Here is a 17,227-nt window from a genome sequence, read left to right on the forward strand (position 1 = left end):
GCCATGCTCGCCTTTCGTTTAGGAATAAAACAGTTAGATGGTCATCATAAGCCGCTTTATGAATGGATTAGACCGGATTGGTGATATCCACAAAATGGTGCACGAGATCAAACTCACGGGCGAGATGACGGCCTAGGGCTTCAATACCGAAACGCTCAGTCGCATGGTGACCCGCTGCATAATAATGTATGCCCTGCTCTACCGCACTGTGAAACGTTCGCTCGGACACTTCACCACTGATAAACGCATCCACACCTAAACTCGCCGCAACATCGATATAATCCTGTGCGCCACCAGTACACCAAGCTACATGTTGGATCTTTGCATCGCTATCACCAATGTGCAGTGGGGCTCTGCCTAACGTATTCTCAAGGGTGTGAGAAAATTCGCTAGCACTGACTGCAAGATCAAGTTTTCCACGCCACAGTAGCCCCTGAGCCACCTCTTCGATGGCTTCTGCGTCGATGATCCCAAGCTGTCTCCCCAAAGTCGCGTTATTACCGAGCATTGGGTGGGCATCTAAGGGTAAATGATACCCAAACAAGCTAATATCATGCTTGAGCAGCGCCTTAATTCGGCGTTGTTTCATGCCTGTGATCACTTCAGGCTCATTCTTCCAAAAAAAGCCGTGATGAACCAATATCGCATCTGCGTTCAATCGAATCGCTTCATCGATCAAGGCCTGACACGCTGTCACGCCCGTGACTAAGGTTCGGATCTCATCCTTGCCTTCTACCTGCAGCCCATTGGGTGCGTAATCCTTAAAGGCCGACACATGTAAAAAATCGGCTAAATATTGGCTTAGTTCTGTCCGTGTCATTGCATTACCGTCCGTTACTCAAGATGACCATTTACTGAAGATGAGCACTTATTCAATATGAGACAATCGCTTACATCGCGATATCAACACGCACGCCACCTTGCAGGTACACCACTCGAACTCTGTCACCCGCGTTAAACGTCATGCCAGCATCGTAATCTTGGATCACCATGACCTGAGTACCATCTTCTTGATTGATCATCAGTTCAACCAGCTTAAACGATTGCACGCTAGTACCACTGCCATAACGGTTACCGATACCCCCACCAATCAAGGCACCTAAAATCGTCGCCACATCTCGACCCGAACCGCCACCAAACTGATTACCAATCACCCCACCCGCTAAGGCGCCGCCGAAGGTTTTCCAACCTTGATTACGGTCTTCAATTAACTGGGTTTCGGTGATATTACGCACCGAAGTGATATCGCCATAGAGTACTTTCTCAACTGGCACGGCTTGATTGCGATCATAGCCAGCATTAGCGGGGCTGATGATAAAAGCAAAAATAAACATAAAGCTTGCTAGAGTAGGTTTCCACATATCTGAATTTCCGCTAACTTAATAATAAGGTCTATAACTAAATCATACTCAATTGTGAAGTCACTGTCTTTCCTGAATCACGAATTTGACGTTTTTCCTTCGCCCGAGCTCGCCTTAACCGATCCTAATGGTTTATTGGCTATCGGCGGCGACTTACGTCCTGAACGTTTACTCTCTGCTTACTACAACGGTATTTTTCCTTGGTTTAATTCTGACGATCCCATCCTATGGTGGTCACCGGATCCCCGCGCCGTGTTTATTCCAGGTGAAATTCACATCAGCACCAGCCTGCGTAAATACTTAAAAAAACAACCTTGGCGGATCACTATCAATCACGCTTTCACCGATGTGATGGCGGGATGCGCGCAGCCAAGAGAAAAACAGAGCGGCACTTGGATCACCCAAGAAATTCAAATGGCCTATCGAGAATTGCATCACACAGGTCATGCCCACTCCATTGAAGTGTGGGAAGGTGAACGTTTAATCGGTGGGCTTTACGGCTTAGCGATCGGCCAAGTATTTTGTGGCGAATCCATGTTTCACCGAAAAACCAATGCGTCCAAGGCCGCCGTTGCAGCACTGCAACAACATTTACTCAAGATGGGATTCAAACTCATCGACGCACAAGTGATGAATCCCCACCTAGAAAGTTTGGGAGCTAAAGCTATTAAACGCATTGATTTTATAACGTTACTGAGCGAACTGAGAAACAATCCCGTGGACCCAAATACTTGGGCCACTAAAGAGGTCATCCTTGAACTCGAGTAAAGCATCGATCGCTATCGGTATCAGTCAAATATTTCCCTGCAGCTACCTTGATGGCCAACAGGAGCAGCTACTCGTCATCCAAGAAGATACGCTCGATCCCATTTTATTTGAGCGTTTGCTCGCAGTGGGTTTTCGCCGCAGTGGTAGCTCTATCTACAAACCACGTTGCCCTAGATGCAGTGCATGCCAACCAATCCGTGTACCAACGCATGAATTTGTCCCATCGAAACGCCAAAAACGCACTTTAGCAAAAAACCAAGATCTGACTTGGCGTATAACATCGGAGCAAACCGCCGAGCAATATACGCTATATGAACATTACATTCGTGGGCGACATTTTGACGGCCCCATGTTTCCCCCGAGTGAAGATCAATATAATCACTTTCTTTTTTGCCATTGGTTACCGCCAACGTTTATCGAAGTCTATGATGGAAATAAATTATTGGCAGTTGCGGTCACTGATAGTTTGCCCAATAGTCTTTCGGCAATTTACAGCTATTTTGACCCCGACGAAGAACATCGCTCCCTCGGCGCACTGTTAATTTTAATTCAATGTCGACTGGCGAAACTCATGAATAAAGAATTTGTTTATCTCGGATATCAAATAGATGAAAACCGTAAGATGTCTTACAAGCGTTTGTATCGCCCTTATCAAATTCTGACACCGACGGGCTGGGAGTATTCCCAAGTTTGCTAAGTACTTCCCCTTTACAGCGGGGGGAATTTGGGGCATGATACGCCCGTTTTTTATATTCGAAGGCTAATGGGATAATTAATTAATGGCGAAAGAAGACAACATTGAAATGCAAGGCACTATCCTTGAAACCTTGCCAAACACAATGTTTCGTGTAGAGCTTGAAAATGGTCATGTGGTGATAGCCCACATTTCAGGCAAAATGCGTAAAAACTACATCCGGATCCTTACTGGCGATAAAGTTACCGTCCAGCTGACTCCTTATGATCTGACCAAAGGTCGCATTGTCTTCCGCGCACGCTGATATAGCCTCTTAGATTTAAAAACCCGGCAAGGCCGGGTTTTTTTGTTTGCGAAAGATGAAAAAAATGGCTGCAATTGCAGCCATTTTTATGTCTAAAACTAATGGATAATCAAGCATTAAGCTTTTGTTGTCGCTTTTTCGTGACGTTCGGTACGAATGACAATCTCGCCCTCCTTCACATCCACATACGCAACGCCGCCTGACTCTAAGACACCAAATAAGATCTCGTCTGCCAATGGACGTTTGATCAATTCGGTCACGACCCGAGCCATTGGACGTGCGCCCATGTTCTTATCGTAGCCTTTCTCGGCCAACAAGGTTCTGGCTTCGTCGCTGACTTCCAAAGTAACGTGTTTTGCATCCAACTGAGCCTGCAATTCCACCAAGAATTTATCGACCACTTTGGCGATAATCGTCATATCCAAATGATTGAACCAAATGATGGAATCGAGACGATTTCGAAATTCTGGCGAAAATACTCGATTAATTTCAGATAATGCATCTTGGGTGTGATCTTGCTGGGTAAAGCCAATCGACTTACGAATAGTCTCCTGTACACCCGCGTTAGTGGTCATCACCAAAGTCACATGTCTGAAGTCCGCCTTACGACCATTGTTATCGGTCAAAGTACCGTGATCCATCACCTGCAACAGCAGGTTATAGACATCACGGTGGGCCTTCTCAATTTCATCCAATAGCACGACACAGTGCGGATTTTTAATCACAGCATCCGTGAGCAAGCCACCTTGGTCATAACCCACATAACCAGGAGGCGCACCAATCAGGCGTGACACTGTATGGCTTTCCATGTACTCAGACATGTCAAAGCGCACCAGTTTCATCCCCAAGCAGTTGGCCAGTTGGTTAGTGACTTCGGTTTTACCCACACCGGTGGGACCGGCGAATAAGAAGCTCCCCACAGGTTTTCGGTCAGCACCTAAGCCACTGCGCGATAAGCGAATGGCCGAACTCAGACTCTCAATGGCCTTATCTTGGCCAAAGACCACCATCTTAAGGTTACGCTCAAGGTTACGCAGTAAGTCCTTATCAGTAGCGGATACCGACTTCTCAGGGATACGTGCCATTTTCGCCACAATCGACTCAATCTCGGCCTGGCCTATGGTCTTTTTACGTTTGCTCATAGGCAACATCACCATACGCGCACCCGCTTCATCAATCACATCGATGGCTTTATCGGGTAAATGCCTGTCGTTGATGTGCTTGGCCGACAATACTGCAGCGCTGCTGATCGCGGCCTGAGTATAACGAACACCATGATATTCTTCGTATTTAGACTTAAGCCCCATCAAAATCTTAGTGGTTTCTTCCACTGAAGGCTCATTGATATCCACCTTTTGGAAACGACGTGCAAGTGCGCGATCTTTCTCAAAAATACTTTGATATTCTTGGAAAGTAGTCGAGCCCATGCAACGCAAGTTGCCGCTAGATAGCAAAGGTTTCAGTAGATTAGAGGCATCCATTACGCCGCCAGAGGCCGCGCCCGCACCGATAATGGTGTGGATCTCATCGATGAATAGGATGGCATGCTTATCCGCCGCCAGTTCTTTTAACAGGTTCTTAAAGCGTTTTTCAAAGTCGCCGCGATACTTAGTTCCCGCCAGCAGTGAACCTAAATCTAAGGAATACACTGTCGCTTCAAGCATTACATCGGGCACTTGTTTATTGACGATGCGATACGCCAATCCTTCAGCTATCGCCGTTTTACCTACACCCGCCTCACCCACTAACAGTGGATTATTTTTACGGCGACGGCACAGGGTTTGAATCGCGCGCTCAATTTCTTGGTCGCGACCAATCAGTGGGTCAATGATCCCTTGCTTTGCAAGTTGGTTTAAGTTGGACGCAAATTGCGACAACATACTGCGCTCTTCGCTGCCTTCGCCCTGATCTTCGACACGTTCTTGATCTTGATGTGACTCAGCATCATCATTTTTGGCGAAACCATGGGAAATAAAATTCACTACGTCTAAGCGACTAATATCGCAGCGGCGCAGTAAATACACGGCTTGGGATTCTTGCTCACTGAAAATGGCGACTAACACGTTAGCGCCGTTCACTTCATTGCGACCCGATGACTGCACATGGAATACTGCCCGTTGCAGCACTCGCTGGAACCCAAGCGTCGGCTGAGTTTCTTTGTCATCATCAATATCGGCAATGATTGGGGTTGTTTGTTGGATAAAGCTTGCCACTTCATCTCTGAGTTTATCTAGATTCGCTCCACAGGCGATTAACGCTTCTTGAGCCGCAGGATTGTCGATCAGAGCTAATAACAGATGTTCCACTGTCATATACTCGTGACGCGCGTCTCTGGCTTGCTGAAACGCCAGATTTAAGGTGACTTCCAGATCTTTGTTCAGCATAAGCACCCCCAAAATTAACAACAGACTACAGAGTAAAGCGGTTTTATGCTTTCTCTAACGAACACAGTAACGGATGTTGGTTTTGTCTTGCAAATTGATTTACTTGTATCACCTTAGTTTCTGCAATCCCAAACGGGAAAATACCGCAAATTCCTTTTCCTTGGTGATGGATCGTCAACATGATATCGGTCGCTTCCTGCTCGTTCTTGCGAAAGAAAACCTGCAAAACTTCAATCACAAAATCCATTGGGGTGTAATCATCATTATTGAGCACCACCTTATACATAGAAGGCGGCATTAACTCTGATTCGACACGTTCTTCAACGTGTTCAATATTTCCTATCTTTGCCATTTTTTAATACTAGCCTCTCGTGTTGGCCTCTTCCAATTGATCCGTTCAAATTAATCAGTTGTTACCCCTTTGTTAATTTTAGCTTGACTTCCGCATTTACTCCTTACATTCTGTTGTGCAGACGGTGAACGAATACCCGTCTATACAGGTTTTACTATCTTACTGGTAAGTAGACAACAGAAGGAAGTGGAAGTATGGCAAGCGGAACTGTTAAATGGTTCAACAACGCCAAAGGATTCGGGTTTATTTGCCCTGATCAAGGTGGTGAGGACGTTTTTGCACACTATTCTACCATTGAAATGGAAGGCTATCGAACTCTAAAAGCAGGCCAACCCGTTCAATTTGAAGTAGAAGCCGGTCCAAAAGGGATGCACGCTTCAGCCATTTCACCAACAAAATAACGTTTGGTGAGGCCAATGATCAAAAAGGCAGGGACTTGTCCCTGCCTTTTTATTGCTGCGTGTTTCATCAATTCTCACCACTTAATACTGCATCGCTCATCATCATTTCGCATGAATTTAATTCAAGTTCAATCGCCGCACATCACCCATTACATCCCAGCAAAAAAATTTTATCATCGGTCTCGACAGCAAATTTAGGGTATAAAAAAGGATCTGCAATGCAGACCCTTTTTTAAAATCAGTCTAATGACTTACAACTTTACATCAACTTAGATGGCCACACTGACGCGCACGCCATCTAAAAGTGATAACGAGCGGGATTAAGCAATCAACAGCTTGTTCAACGTCTCGCTTGGGCGCATGGCTTTTTCAGCCTTAGCCGCATCTAAACGGTAGTAACCGCCTAAATCGACTGGTGCACCTTGTGCCGTCGCTAATTCAGCCACAATCACTTGCTCATTCGCCGCTAGCGCATGCGCTAACGGAATGAAGTGAGCTTGTAACTGCTCATCGCCCGTTTGCGCTGCTAAGGCTTGTGCCCAGTACATGGCTAAGTAGAAATGACTGCCACGGTTATCCAGCTCACCGACTCTTCTTGATGGCGATTTATTGCTATCTAAGAATTGGCCAATGGCTTGATCTAACGTATCGGCTAACACTTGGGCTTTTGGATTGCCCACGGTTTGGCTTAAATGCTCAAGAGACGCTGCCAGAGCCAAGAATTCACCGAGCGAATCCCAACGTAAGTGACCTTCTTTCTCAAGCTGTTGCACGTGTTTAGGTGCACTACCGCCCGCACCTGTTTCAAATAGACCGCCGCCGTTCATTAATGGAACGATTGACAGCATTTTGGCACTGGTGCCTAGCTCGAGGATGGGGAACAAGTCAGTCAGGTAGTCACGTAGAACGTTACCCGTAACTGAAATGGTATCTTTGCCTTCTTTGATGCGAGCCAAAGACAAACGCGTCGCGTCTTCTGGAGACATAATGCTGATGTCTAAGCCATCAGTATCATGCTCTGGCAGATACTGCTGCACTTTTGCAATGATTTGCGCATCGTGGGCACGTTTGCTATCTAACCAGAATACCGCTGGAGTATTGCTTAAACGGGCACGGCGCACGGCCAGTTTAACCCAATCACGGATTGGTGCGTCTTTAACTTGACACATTCTCCAGATATCGCCCGCTTCGACGTTATGGCTCATCAATACCTTACCGCTGGCATCAACAACGTTGACCACACCGTCAGCAGGAATTTCAAAGGTCTTATCGTGGCTGCCGTACTCTTCGGCTTTTTGCGCCATCAAGCCCACGTTTGGCACGCTGCCCATGGTTTTAGGATCAAAAGCGCCGTGCTCTTTACAGAAAGCAATCGTTTCTTGGTAGATACCGGCATAACAACGATCTGGGATCATGGCTTTAGTGTCATGCAGTTGACCGTCTGGTCCCCACATTTGGCCAGATGAACGAATCGCAGCAGGCATAGACGCATCGATAATGATGTCGCTTGGCACGTGTAAGTTGGTGATACCTTTGTCAGAATCAACCATAGCCAATGCGGGACGCGCAGCGTAAACGGCGGCGATATCGGCTTCGACTTCGGCGCGGCTATCAGCAGGTAATGTCGCGATCTTGGCATAAACATCACCAAAACCGTTGTTAACATCAACGCCTAATTCAGCGAAAAGCGCCGCATGTTTGTCAAATACTGGCTTGAAGAAGACCTTCACAGCGTGACCAAACATAATAGGATCAGACACTTTCATCATAGTGGCTTTCAGATGCAGCGATAACAGCACATCTTCAGCTTTGGCGTTTTCGATTTCACGCTCATAGAAGCTCACTAAGGCTTTTTTACTCAACACCGCAGCATCGATAATTTCGCCAGCCAGCAGCTTAAGACCCGATTTGAGCACCACTTCTTGACCATCTTTTTGGGTCAGCACGATATTCACGCTGCCCGCATCAGATAAAGTGACAGACTGCTCGCTGCCGTAGAAATCGCCGTCAGTCATGTGAGCAACATGTGACTTGGAATCTTTGGCCCATTTCCCCATGGAATGCGGGTTTTTCTTGGCGAAGTTTTTCACCGATAATGGGGCACGGCGATCTGAGTTACCTTCACGCAGTACTGGGTTTACCGCACTACCTTTGATCTTGTCGTAACGGGTTTTAATTGACTTTTCAGCGTCGGTTTTTGGCTCATCCGGATAATTAGGGATGTCGTAACCTTTTTGCTGCAGTTCAAGGATACAGGCTTTTAATTGTGGGATCGAAGCACTGATATTCGGTAACTTGATGATGTTCGCTTCTGGCTGATTCGCTAACTCGCCAAGCTCTGTCAGATGGTCGCCAATCTTTTGTGCTTCGGTCAGTTGCTCAGGGAAACTGGCAATAATACGGCCCGATAACGAGATATCACGGGTTTCAACCGCAACGCCCGCGGCGTCGGTAAACGTTCTGATAATAGGTAAGAGTGAGAGGGTGGCCAGTGCTGGCGCTTCGTCTGTTTCAGTGTAAATAATTGTTGATGAGTTATCTTTCATGTTACATCCTACATTATTGTAAAATTTAATATTTTTTATAATAATTTTATAGCATGGCGAACAAATCTGAGCACAGGGAAAATATCAATCAAGGCAATCGACCACGCCCTCACCTTTCAAATTCTCAATGCCCTTCTGTCTTTGCGCGCAAGCTAAAATTTGTTACAACGACTCATTAAAACCTAATAAACATTTAGGCACAGATCACATTTTCTGGCCGACATCATAGAGCATTCGCAATAATATTCAAATTCCACTAACGGCGAATGCCAAGTACACTATGACCACATTAACGACTCAATCAAGTCAGGTAAGCGTGTCTCAACCTCCTGTTAGCAAAAGTATGAACAAAAACAAGTTTCAACCTAAAGGTGCCAATGCCAGCGCAAGTTCCCCAGCCAAGAGCCCGATTAAACCCGCTAAGCCCGCCAGCAGAGGCCCTGCCAACCGCACTACCGCCGTAGATAGCAAAGTGGCGCCAGCACGAAATGCCAATGGCAGTTTAAAGAAAGAACCCTTTAAAAATCCTAATCGACGCGCAATTGCGGCGGCAAAACCGGTGCAGAGTCAAACGCTCGCACCAATTATCGTGCTGTTTAATAAGCCTTTTGATGTACTTTGCCAGTTTACCGATGAACAAGGTCGTAAAACCCTAAAAGACTACATTCCCATTGCTGACGTGTATGCCGCAGGCCGCTTAGACAGAGACAGTGAGGGCTTGTTGTTGCTGACTAATGACGGTCAATTACAGGCAAGGCTGACAGAGCCAAAAAAGAAAACCTTTAAAACCTATTGGGTGCAAGTAGAAGGCGTTCCGACGGAAGATGTACTGACAAAACTGCGCCAAGGTGTTGAATTAAATGATGGTATAACGCTGCCTGCTAAAGTCAAAATCATGGATTCACCCGACATTTGGCCACGTAATCCACCGGTGAGAGAGCGCAAAAATATCCCAACAACTTGGCTAGAAATCCAAATTCATGAAGGCCGCAACCGCCAAGTCAGACGCATGACAGCGCATATCGGTTTTCCGACCTTAAGATTAATCCGTTATAAAATAGGCCAATGGAGTCTAGATAATTTGCCATCGGGTGAGCACAAATGCATCCGTCTCGGTGATGAAGTCTAAATTTCAGCCTAATTTTTGCGTTCCAATCCACTCAAAGGAGGCTCCATGAGTCAAAGATATAAACCCAATGTGACCGTCGCTTGTATTGTTCATGCAACTTCACAGGACAAATATCTGATGGTAGAAGAGTGGATTGAAGGCGAGCAACGCTTTAATCAACCCGCGGGTCACTTAGAAGCAAATGAAAGTTTAATCCAAGCCTGTGAGCGCGAAGTGTTTGAAGAAACGGGGTTATCACTCAAAGCCCAAGGACTCGTCGGCATTTATCAACTCAGCGCCAGTGAAGACTTAGCCTTTGTACGCTTTACTTTTTTCGTGCAGTTAGATGATATGCCCTCACCTGCGCCGCAGGATAAAGCGATCCATAGTGCGCATTGGTTAAGTCTTGCGCAGATAGAAGCCAAGCCATCTTTACTGCGCAGTTCCTTAGTACTCGATTGCTTAAAAGACTATCTCAATCAGGCACAAAATGGCCAAACTTATCCCCTTAGCTTACTCAATAGTGACCGCCTCACGATAGCCCAAACGAGCAAGGCGTGATAGAATACCGCCCCGCATAAACAGCTGGCTAAGCTTAATGCGTGTGCTACTGCAGAGGCCTTGTACAGCAAATAAATAGTTGGCCGTAAATGCGAGGTTTACTGACAGTTTGCGGACTCATTTTATTTGATAGCGCTGGCAAAGTTTGATTTAGCAATCAGCAGCACAGCACCTAGATGTAAAGTTAGCTTGGATTTAAAGTGAGCTTGGATTTTTAGTTAGCCCATATTTTTAGTTAGGTTAGGTATTTTTGTTACGCGCTCAATGTCGCGGCTTAAATTCATCCACCTAGCCAACACACATACTGCCAACACACATACTCAATGGTTTTTAGGATTTATGACATCAATCGAACCCACTCATACAGGAAAAAAAGTCATTGTCGGCATGTCCGGCGGTGTAGATTCATCTGTTTCAGCCTATTTGCTTATGCAGCAAGGCTATCAGGTTGAAGGCCTATTCATGAAGAACTGGGAAGAAGATGACAACAACGAGTACTGCGCGGCCGCAGAAGATTTAAAAGATGCCCAAGCCGTGTGCGACAAGCTCGGGATCAAGCTACACACAGTCAACTTTGCTGCCGAATATTGGGACAATGTATTTGAGTATTTCCTCGCCGAATACAAAGCCGGCCGCACGCCAAATCCCGATATCATGTGCAACAAAGAGATAAAATTTAAGGCATTTTTAGAATTTGCCGACGAAATCCTCGACGCCGATTACATCGCAATGGGCCACTATGTTCGCCGTCGCGACGGCAGTACGCAAATGCTCCGCGGTGTTGATGGCAATAAAGATCAAAGTTATTTCCTCTACACTCTTAGCCATGAGCAAGTTGCCCGAAGCCTGTTCCCTGTCGGTGAGCTCGAAAAACATCAAGTACGTGAAATTGCGAAAGAAATGGGCTTAATCACCCATGATAAAAAAGACAGTACTGGCATCTGCTTTATCGGTGAGCGTAAATTTACTGAATTTCTAGGGACTTATTTACCGGCGCAGCCTGGCAATATCGAAACCCCAGAAGGCGAAGTCATAGGCACGCACCAAGGACTCATGTACCACACCTTAGGCCAACGTAAAGGCTTAGGCATTGGCGGCATGAAAAACAGCAATGACGATCCTTGGTATGTGGTCGATAAAGATCTTGAGCGTAACGTATTGATCGTGGGTCAAGGCGGACACCATCCCCGTTTGATGTCGACCGGCATGACAGTTAACCAACTGCATTGGGTAGATAGAACTGGGCCTGTCGATGGCTGTCATATCACCGTCAAAACCCGTTATCGCCAACAAGATGTGCCTTGTACTTTGACCTACACAGATGAACACACCTTGCGCGTGGTCTTCGATGAGCCTGTTGCGGCGGTGACGCCAGGACAGTCTGCGGTATTTTATGATGGTGAAGTCTGCCTAGGTGGCGGCATCATAGATCAATTAATCCGAGGGTAAAGCGTGAACGAGCAACTCATTAATCGGACTATGGCGTTTGCAGGCATACTGCAAGCCATTGCCCAAGTTCAACATTTAGCGCGCCATGGCGAATTGGATAATGCCGAGCTCGCAGCGAGCTTAAACACCATTCTCGTCACCAATCCTGACAATACGGCCGATGTCTACCAAGATAAAATCGTATTGCAAAAAGGCTATAAGCTGATCCTGAACCAGCTCGGTGACAGCAGCCAAAAAGATGTTGAAATCACCCGCTATTTAGTGGGCGTGTTGGCGTTAGAGCGAAAATTAGTTCGCTCTAACAGCGGCTTAGGCATGTTGGCTGAACGTATTAATCAAGTGAATCGCCAGCTACATCATTTTGCCATCACAGATGAGCAAGTTGTTGCCAATCTTGCCAGCATTTACAGTGATATCATCAGTAATTTAGGGCCAAAAATCCAAATATCGGGTAATCCTGTGTGTTTGCAGCGCCCTATTGTACAACATAAAATTCGTGCTCTGCTGCTTGCCGCTATACGCAGCGCAGTACTGTGGCGTCAGTTGGGCGGTAAACGTCGACACTTAGTCTTCGCCCGCAAAGCCATAGTCGATACAGCCAAGAAAAGTCTTACCCTATAATAAAATTAGCGTTCATCAAGGAGCTACACATGGATCTTTCCGCACTAACTGCTATCTCTCCGGTAGACGGTCGTTATGGTAGTAAAACCGCGTCATTGAGAGGGATTTTCAGCGAGTTCGGTCTTACAAAGTACCGTGTTCAGGTTGAAATCAATTGGCTAAAACTGTTAGCCGACTGTCCAGACATTAGCGAAGTGCCAACATTGAGCGCGTCAGCTATCGCCGTACTCGATGGCATTAAAGACAATTTCAACGAACAAGATGCGCTGCGTGTTAAGGCTATCGAAAGCACCACTAACCACGATGTAAAAGCGGTTGAATACTTCATTAAAGAAAAAATCGCGGGCAATAGCGAATTAGCCGCTGTGGGTGAGTTTGTTCACTTTGCTTGTACTTCTGAAGATATCAACAACTTAAGCCACGGTTTAATGCTGACTGAAGCCCGTGAGCATGTATTACTGCCTTACTGCAACGAGTTGCTGACGGCAATTAAAAAGCTGGCGATTGAATATCGCTCTGTGCCATTAATGTCACGTACCCATGGCCAACCCGCGTCACCTTCGACGCTCGGTAAAGAAATGGCGAACGTCGCAGTGCGCCTTGAACGTCAAATCAAACAAATCGCCAATGTTGAAATCATGGGCAAACTGAACGGTGCCGTAGGTAACTACAATGCTCACCTGTCAGCCTATCCTGAAGTTAACTGGCATGAGCTGTCTGAGCGTTTTGTGACTAGCCTTGGCTTGCACTGGAATGCCTACACGACGCAAATCGAGCCACACGATTACATTGCCGAATTGTTTGATGCGGTTGCCCGTTTCAACACTGTGCTGATTGACTTTGACCGTGATATTTGGGGTTACATCGCCCTAGGTCACTTCAAACAACGCACTATCGCCGGTGAAATCGGTTCATCGACTATGCCGCACAAAGTTAACCCCATCGATTTTGAAAACTCTGAAGGTAACTTAGGTATCGCTAACGCCCTGATGCAACATTTAGCGTCTAAACTACCGTTATCAAGATGGCAACGTGACTTAACTGACTCGACTGTACTGCGTAACTTAGGTGTGGGTATTGCCCATGCGTTGATCGCGTATCAAGCGACCTTAAAAGGCATCAGCAAGTTAGAAGTTAACGAAGCGCATCTGCGTGATGAGTTAGATCACAACTGGGAAGTGTTAGCAGAACCTGTACAAACGGTAATGCGTCGTTATGGTATTGAAAAGCCATACGAAAAATTAAAAGAACTGACGCGCGGTAAACGTATTGACGCGCAGCAACTGTCAGTGTTTATTGACGGACTTGAATTACCAGACTCAGTGAAAGCTGAACTGAAGAAAATGACGCCAGCCAATTACATTGGTCGCGCCGAAACGTTTGTCGACGAACTGAAGTAAGTTATTAATTAAAATTGGCGATTAACTAATATTAAGCTATTGACTGAAATTAGTTATTAACTGAAGTTGGCGACGGACAATACTCTTTCTTAAACAGAAATAAGGATTAAGGCGACCCACATCACCGCGATGTGGTCGCCTTTTTTAACACTATGTATACACTCAATCTCGATATCGCCCAGTTTCTTAGTGAATACTGGCAAAAGAAACCCCTGTTGATCAAAAAAGCATTTCCGCAATTTGAAGATCCTATCAGCGCCGATGAACTAGCAGGCCTTGCCTGTGAAGAAGAAATCTCTTCACGCATCGTCGTCACCAAAGACAATGATTGGGAAGTAGTGCAAGGTCCGTTTGAAGATTACGACAGCTATGGCGAAACCCATTGGCAGTTATTAGTGCAAGCAGTCAACCATTGGTATCCTGATTCGCAGCCATTAGTTGAAGCGCTGCGCTTTTTACCTGACTGGCGCTTCGATGACTTGATGGCCTCATTTGCAACCCCAAGTGGCGGTGTCGGCCCGCACGTCGATAACTACGATGTATTTATCATTCAAGGCGAAGGTGAGCGTCGCTGGACCGTGGGTGACAATACCCCGCAACAACGCCGCGGTGGCAATCCCAACTCGCCGCTGGTTGAGGACTTTACGCCCATTATCGATGTAGTGTTAGAAAAAGGCGACATGCTTTATATTCCACCCGGTTTCCCGCATTGCGGCGAAACCCTAACTGTGGCAATGAGTTACTCGATTGGTTTCCGTGCTCCTAGCCAGCAAGAATTGGTCAGTGAAGTCGCCGATTATTTGCTCGACAATAACTTAGGTCAGCAGCGTTTCACGTCGCAAACTGAACCGAGTTCAGCCGGTATCGTCAGCCAAGACCATCAAGTGGGCATCATGTCACTCTTGAGCCAGCTGAGCCAAGATCCTAATAGCTACCAAATCGTGTTGGGCAAGTTGCTTAGTCAAAACCGTTTCGAGCTTGATTTGTGTGAAGGCGAAGAAGCTTACAGCATGGAAGATTTGCAAGATGCCTTCGCCCAAGGTGCTGGAGTGAGCCGTATCGGTGGTTTGAAAGTATTGCGCCTTGAAAATGACGCCACGCCGCGATTATTCATCAATGGTGATGTACACGAACTGCCCCAAACACCGGCAGACGTAATCGCACAGTTGAGCGATAACGTCAGCTTAAACGCCGATGAAGCGACTGAAATATGTCAGCATGAAGAAGTCCAAGCCTTACTGTTGAAACTCATCAATCAAGGTTTCTACTACTTGAGCGACAGCGAAGAATAAGCCCTATCGACTTTGTTCGATGACCTTGTTCTTAACATAGGAAATCAACATAAAAGTCAGTATAAAAAAGGCACTCAATTGAGTGCCTTTTTATTATTTATGCCGTTATTTTGAGCAATCAACACAAGTGACTGTATTAACTCAATACTATCTAAATACAACCCTCAACTCATTTGAGTTTAAGCATTCCACAGTTTATCGTCATTGTGCATACGATATAAACTCTCGGCACGCGATACTAATAATTGAGCAAATTTAGCCTGAGTGGCATCACGGGTTGCACCCGAACGCACTAAGTTTTCCGCCTGCATTTGCCACATCATAGAGAAATGACGCACGGCATCACGGGCCGTCGCCGCCACTTTCACATCGACAAAATCCGACGGTAAATCACCTGACATCACCCAATAGGTTTTGTTGCTTGGACGCTTTGATTCCATCTTCCAAATCGCCATATAAGGCGCAAGATAACGGCTTTCATCGGCTAGGACTTTGCTTGGGATCACGCCTTTTTCAGCGAGAAAACGATTAGCTTTTTGAAATTGAGTTCTGACCCACTCTTGACGCAGCTTTTCTATTTCTTCAGCTGATAAATTTTGTTGAGTTTGGTCGACAGCTTGTTCAGTCATACTTCCGTCCTATCTTATTGTTATAACGCGAGCCTAATTCTTGGGATCAGTGCGCGATTCATTCTATTCGTTACGTTAAATTCAGTACAATCCATTCTTAATCGCAAAGCTTACGTTTACGTAAAGTGGAAAGCTAAATTGCCACAAATAATGTATTTATTCGGTCATTATGCATGGTTGAGAGTATCGCTAAATGCTATGGTTCTGCAATAAATATAACAAGCAGTCGATAGAGGCTCACCTCGTCGGCTTTTTCATTGTGTATAGCGGAGAAATTCACGTGGCTGTATTTAATCATGTATCCTTTGACGAACATGAACAGGTTGTATTCTGTCATGATAAAGAAAGTGGCTTAAAGGCCATTGTCGCCATCCATAACACTAACCTTGGTCCTGCCGTGGGTGGATGTAGGATGTGGAACTACCAATCGGATGATGAAGCCCTGACTGACGTATTACGCCTTTCTCGTGGCATGACTTATAAAAATGCCCTAGCAGGTTTAACCATGGGCGGTGGTAAATCCGTGATCATTGCCGATCCGAAAAGACAAGATCGCGAAGCGCTGTTCCGCGCCTTTGGCCGTTTAATTAACAGCCTAGGTGGCCGCTACTATTCAGCGGAGGATGTTGGCACTACTACGGCTGATATTATGATCGCCCATGAAGAAACCCCTTATATGGCGGGTCTTGAAGGCAAAAGTGGCGATCCATCACCGTTCACAGCCCTTGGCACTTATTTAGGCATCAAAGCTGCGGTTAAACATAGACTTGGTTTAGACAGCCTTAAAGGCCTTAAAATCGCCGTTCAAGGCGTCGGTCACGTTGGCTATTACCTGTGCAAACACTTGCATAACGAAGGCGCAGAACTGATTGTTACCGACATTCATCAAGCCTCATTAGACAAAGTCGCTACCGACTTTGGTGCCATTGTTGTCGCGCCTCAAGAAATCTACGCACAAGATGTGGATGTGTATGCCCCTTGTGCCCTTGGCGCAACCTTAAACGATGCGACCTTACCGCAACTGAAAGCCAAAATTGTTGCTGGCTGTGCCAACAACCAATTAGCCGAAGTACGCCACGGTGAACAACTGAAAGAAATGGGCATACTATACGCGCCAGACTATGTAATTAACGCAGGCGGCATTATCAACGTGTCGTTCGAAAAAGATTACGACGCAGCAAAATCGACTGCTAAAGTAGAAGAAATTTACAACACGCTGCTGAAAATATTCAGCCAAGCCGATGCGCAGAACCGTACAACTGGCGCCGTGGCTGATGAAATGGCAAAAGCTATTATCGAAGCCGCTAAGCAGTAATTTTTTACGCGTTTATTATTTTTTATGCCCGTCAAATATTGA

17 protein-coding genes are annotated in these 17,227 nt (G+C 46.1%); 11 read left to right on the forward strand and 6 right to left on the reverse strand.

Annotated elements, in window-relative coordinates; all coding sequences use genetic code 11:
• Positions 1–67 precede the first annotated feature (67 nt).
• Together ACHA99_RS10560 and ACHA99_RS10565 are read right to left on the reverse strand one after the other, a co-directional pair.
• Positions 68–820, reverse strand: coding sequence for a Nif3-like dinuclear metal center hexameric protein (locus ACHA99_RS10560; protein ID WP_263148405.1), 753 nt, complete (start codon positions 818–820; stop codon positions 68–70).
• 70 nt (positions 821–890) lie between these two features.
• Positions 891–1,361 (reverse strand): glycine zipper 2TM domain-containing protein, encoded by a 471-nt coding sequence (locus ACHA99_RS10565; RefSeq protein WP_028759742.1) that lies wholly within the window; start codon positions 1,359–1,361, stop codon positions 891–893.
• Between the two features lie 54 nt (positions 1,362–1,415).
• Between ACHA99_RS10565 and aat the strand changes: the two genes are divergently transcribed.
• The 3 genes from aat (at position 1,416) to infA (ending at position 3,127) form a co-directional block, all read left to right on the forward strand.
• Positions 1,416–2,129, forward strand: a complete 714-nt coding sequence (gene aat / locus ACHA99_RS10570; RefSeq protein ID WP_393942629.1) for a leucyl/phenylalanyl-tRNA--protein transferase — start codon at positions 1,416–1,418, stop codon at positions 2,127–2,129.
• Positions 2,116–2,826, forward strand: coding sequence for an arginyltransferase (locus tag ACHA99_RS10575; protein ID WP_028759740.1), 711 nt, complete (start codon positions 2,116–2,118; stop codon positions 2,824–2,826). The genes aat and ACHA99_RS10575 overlap by 14 nt, the downstream gene beginning before the upstream one ends.
• Before the next feature lie 82 nt (positions 2,827–2,908).
• Positions 2,909–3,127: a translation initiation factor IF-1 gene (gene infA, locus ACHA99_RS10580; RefSeq protein ID WP_006081934.1), complete on the forward strand. Its 219-nt coding sequence runs from the start codon at positions 2,909–2,911 to the stop codon at positions 3,125–3,127.
• Between the two features lie 116 nt (positions 3,128–3,243).
• Here infA and clpA read toward each other — a convergent pair whose 3' ends face one another.
• The gene (gene clpA, locus ACHA99_RS10585; protein WP_263148401.1) at positions 3,244–5,511 is read right to left on the reverse strand and encodes an ATP-dependent Clp protease ATP-binding subunit ClpA; all 2,268 of its coding nucleotides are present in this window, start codon (positions 5,509–5,511) and stop codon (positions 3,244–3,246) included.
• 43 nt (positions 5,512–5,554) lie between these two features.
• Positions 5,555–5,863, reverse strand: coding sequence for an ATP-dependent Clp protease adapter ClpS (clpS, locus tag ACHA99_RS10590; RefSeq protein WP_006081936.1), 309 nt, complete (start codon positions 5,861–5,863; stop codon positions 5,555–5,557).
• A 194-nt stretch (positions 5,864–6,057) separates the two neighbouring features.
• On the opposite strand from clpS, the gene cspD reads away from it, so the two are divergent.
• The gene (gene cspD / locus ACHA99_RS10595; RefSeq protein ID WP_006081937.1) at positions 6,058–6,264 is read left to right on the forward strand and encodes a cold shock domain-containing protein CspD; all 207 of its coding nucleotides are present in this window, start codon (positions 6,058–6,060) and stop codon (positions 6,262–6,264) included.
• A 320-nt stretch (positions 6,265–6,584) separates the two neighbouring features.
• Here cspD and ACHA99_RS10600 read toward each other — a convergent pair whose 3' ends face one another.
• Entirely contained in the window at positions 6,585–8,810 is a 2,226-nt protein-coding gene (locus ACHA99_RS10600) for an NADP-dependent isocitrate dehydrogenase (protein ID WP_105252673.1), read from the reverse strand.
• A gap of 343 nt (positions 8,811–9,153) precedes the next feature.
• Here ACHA99_RS10600 and rluE point away from each other — a divergent pair, with 343 nt between their 5' ends.
• From rluE to ACHA99_RS10630, 6 genes are all read left to right on the forward strand, one after another.
• Complete coding sequence (gene rluE, locus ACHA99_RS10605) at positions 9,154–9,939, forward strand: 23S rRNA pseudouridine(2457) synthase RluE (protein ID WP_393942634.1); 786 nt, start codon at positions 9,154–9,156, stop codon at positions 9,937–9,939.
• A gap of 45 nt (positions 9,940–9,984) precedes the next feature.
• Positions 9,985–10,479 (forward strand): NUDIX hydrolase, encoded by a 495-nt coding sequence (locus ACHA99_RS10610; RefSeq protein WP_393942636.1) that lies wholly within the window; start codon positions 9,985–9,987, stop codon positions 10,477–10,479.
• Positions 10,480–10,818: 339 nt separating this feature from the next.
• The gene (gene mnmA, locus ACHA99_RS10615) at positions 10,819–11,928 is read left to right on the forward strand and encodes a tRNA 2-thiouridine(34) synthase MnmA (RefSeq protein WP_393942638.1); all 1,110 of its coding nucleotides are present in this window, start codon (positions 10,819–10,821) and stop codon (positions 11,926–11,928) included.
• A 3-nt stretch (positions 11,929–11,931) separates the two neighbouring features.
• Positions 11,932–12,549 (forward strand): high frequency lysogenization protein HflD, encoded by a 618-nt coding sequence (hflD, locus tag ACHA99_RS10620; RefSeq protein ID WP_131523325.1) that lies wholly within the window; start codon positions 11,932–11,934, stop codon positions 12,547–12,549.
• 29 nt (positions 12,550–12,578) lie between these two features.
• Positions 12,579–13,949 (forward strand): adenylosuccinate lyase, encoded by a 1,371-nt coding sequence (purB, locus tag ACHA99_RS10625; RefSeq protein ID WP_113940534.1) that lies wholly within the window; start codon positions 12,579–12,581, stop codon positions 13,947–13,949.
• 152 nt (positions 13,950–14,101) lie between these two features.
• Positions 14,102–15,241, forward strand: coding sequence for a cupin domain-containing protein (locus ACHA99_RS10630; RefSeq protein WP_287479508.1), 1,140 nt, complete (start codon positions 14,102–14,104; stop codon positions 15,239–15,241).
• A gap of 179 nt (positions 15,242–15,420) precedes the next feature.
• Here ACHA99_RS10630 and ACHA99_RS10635 read toward each other — a convergent pair whose 3' ends face one another.
• Positions 15,421–15,870 (reverse strand): DUF4826 family protein, encoded by a 450-nt coding sequence (locus tag ACHA99_RS10635; RefSeq protein ID WP_011789106.1) that lies wholly within the window; start codon positions 15,868–15,870, stop codon positions 15,421–15,423.
• Positions 15,871–16,150: 280 nt separating this feature from the next.
• On the opposite strand from ACHA99_RS10635, the gene ACHA99_RS10640 reads away from it, so the two are divergent.
• Entirely contained in the window at positions 16,151–17,185 is a 1,035-nt protein-coding gene (locus tag ACHA99_RS10640) for a Glu/Leu/Phe/Val dehydrogenase dimerization domain-containing protein (RefSeq protein ID WP_028759730.1), read from the forward strand.
• Positions 17,186–17,227 lie beyond the last annotated feature (42 nt).

Origin of the sequence: Shewanella sp. S23-S33 (assembly GCF_043359565.1) — a bacterium.
Taxonomy (GTDB): Bacteria; Pseudomonadota; Gammaproteobacteria; order Enterobacterales; family Shewanellaceae; genus Shewanella; species Shewanella oncorhynchi.

Excerpts from the sequence above, each read along its gene's own strand:
- cspD (WP_006081937.1), top strand. The coding sequence starts at position 6,058 with ATGGCAAGCGGAACTGTTAAATGGTTCAACAACGCCAAAGGATTCGGG.
- ACHA99_RS10600 (WP_105252673.1), bottom strand. The coding sequence starts at position 8,810 with ATGAAAGATAACTCATCAACAATTATTTACACTGAAACAGACGAAGCG.
- mnmA (WP_393942638.1), top strand. The coding sequence starts at position 10,819 with ATGACATCAATCGAACCCACTCATACAGGAAAAAAAGTCATTGTCGGC.
- ACHA99_RS10630 (WP_287479508.1), top strand. The coding sequence starts at position 14,102 with ATGTATACACTCAATCTCGATATCGCCCAGTTTCTTAGTGAATACTGG.
- clpA (WP_263148401.1), bottom strand. The coding sequence starts at position 5,511 with ATGCTGAACAAAGATCTGGAAGTCACCTTAAATCTGGCGTTTCAGCAA.
- ACHA99_RS10610 (WP_393942636.1), top strand. The coding sequence starts at position 9,985 with ATGAGTCAAAGATATAAACCCAATGTGACCGTCGCTTGTATTGTTCAT.
- ACHA99_RS10565 (WP_028759742.1), bottom strand. The coding sequence starts at position 1,361 with ATGTGGAAACCTACTCTAGCAAGCTTTATGTTTATTTTTGCTTTTATC.
- clpS (WP_006081936.1), bottom strand. The coding sequence starts at position 5,863 with ATGGCAAAGATAGGAAATATTGAACACGTTGAAGAACGTGTCGAATCA.
- ACHA99_RS10635 (WP_011789106.1), bottom strand. The coding sequence starts at position 15,870 with ATGACTGAACAAGCTGTCGACCAAACTCAACAAAATTTATCAGCTGAA.
- purB (WP_113940534.1), top strand. The coding sequence starts at position 12,579 with ATGGATCTTTCCGCACTAACTGCTATCTCTCCGGTAGACGGTCGTTAT.
- ACHA99_RS10560 (WP_263148405.1), bottom strand. The coding sequence starts at position 820 with ATGACACGGACAGAACTAAGCCAATATTTAGCCGATTTTTTACATGTG.
- infA (WP_006081934.1), top strand. The coding sequence starts at position 2,909 with ATGGCGAAAGAAGACAACATTGAAATGCAAGGCACTATCCTTGAAACC.
- rluE (WP_393942634.1), top strand. The coding sequence starts at position 9,154 with ATGAACAAAAACAAGTTTCAACCTAAAGGTGCCAATGCCAGCGCAAGT.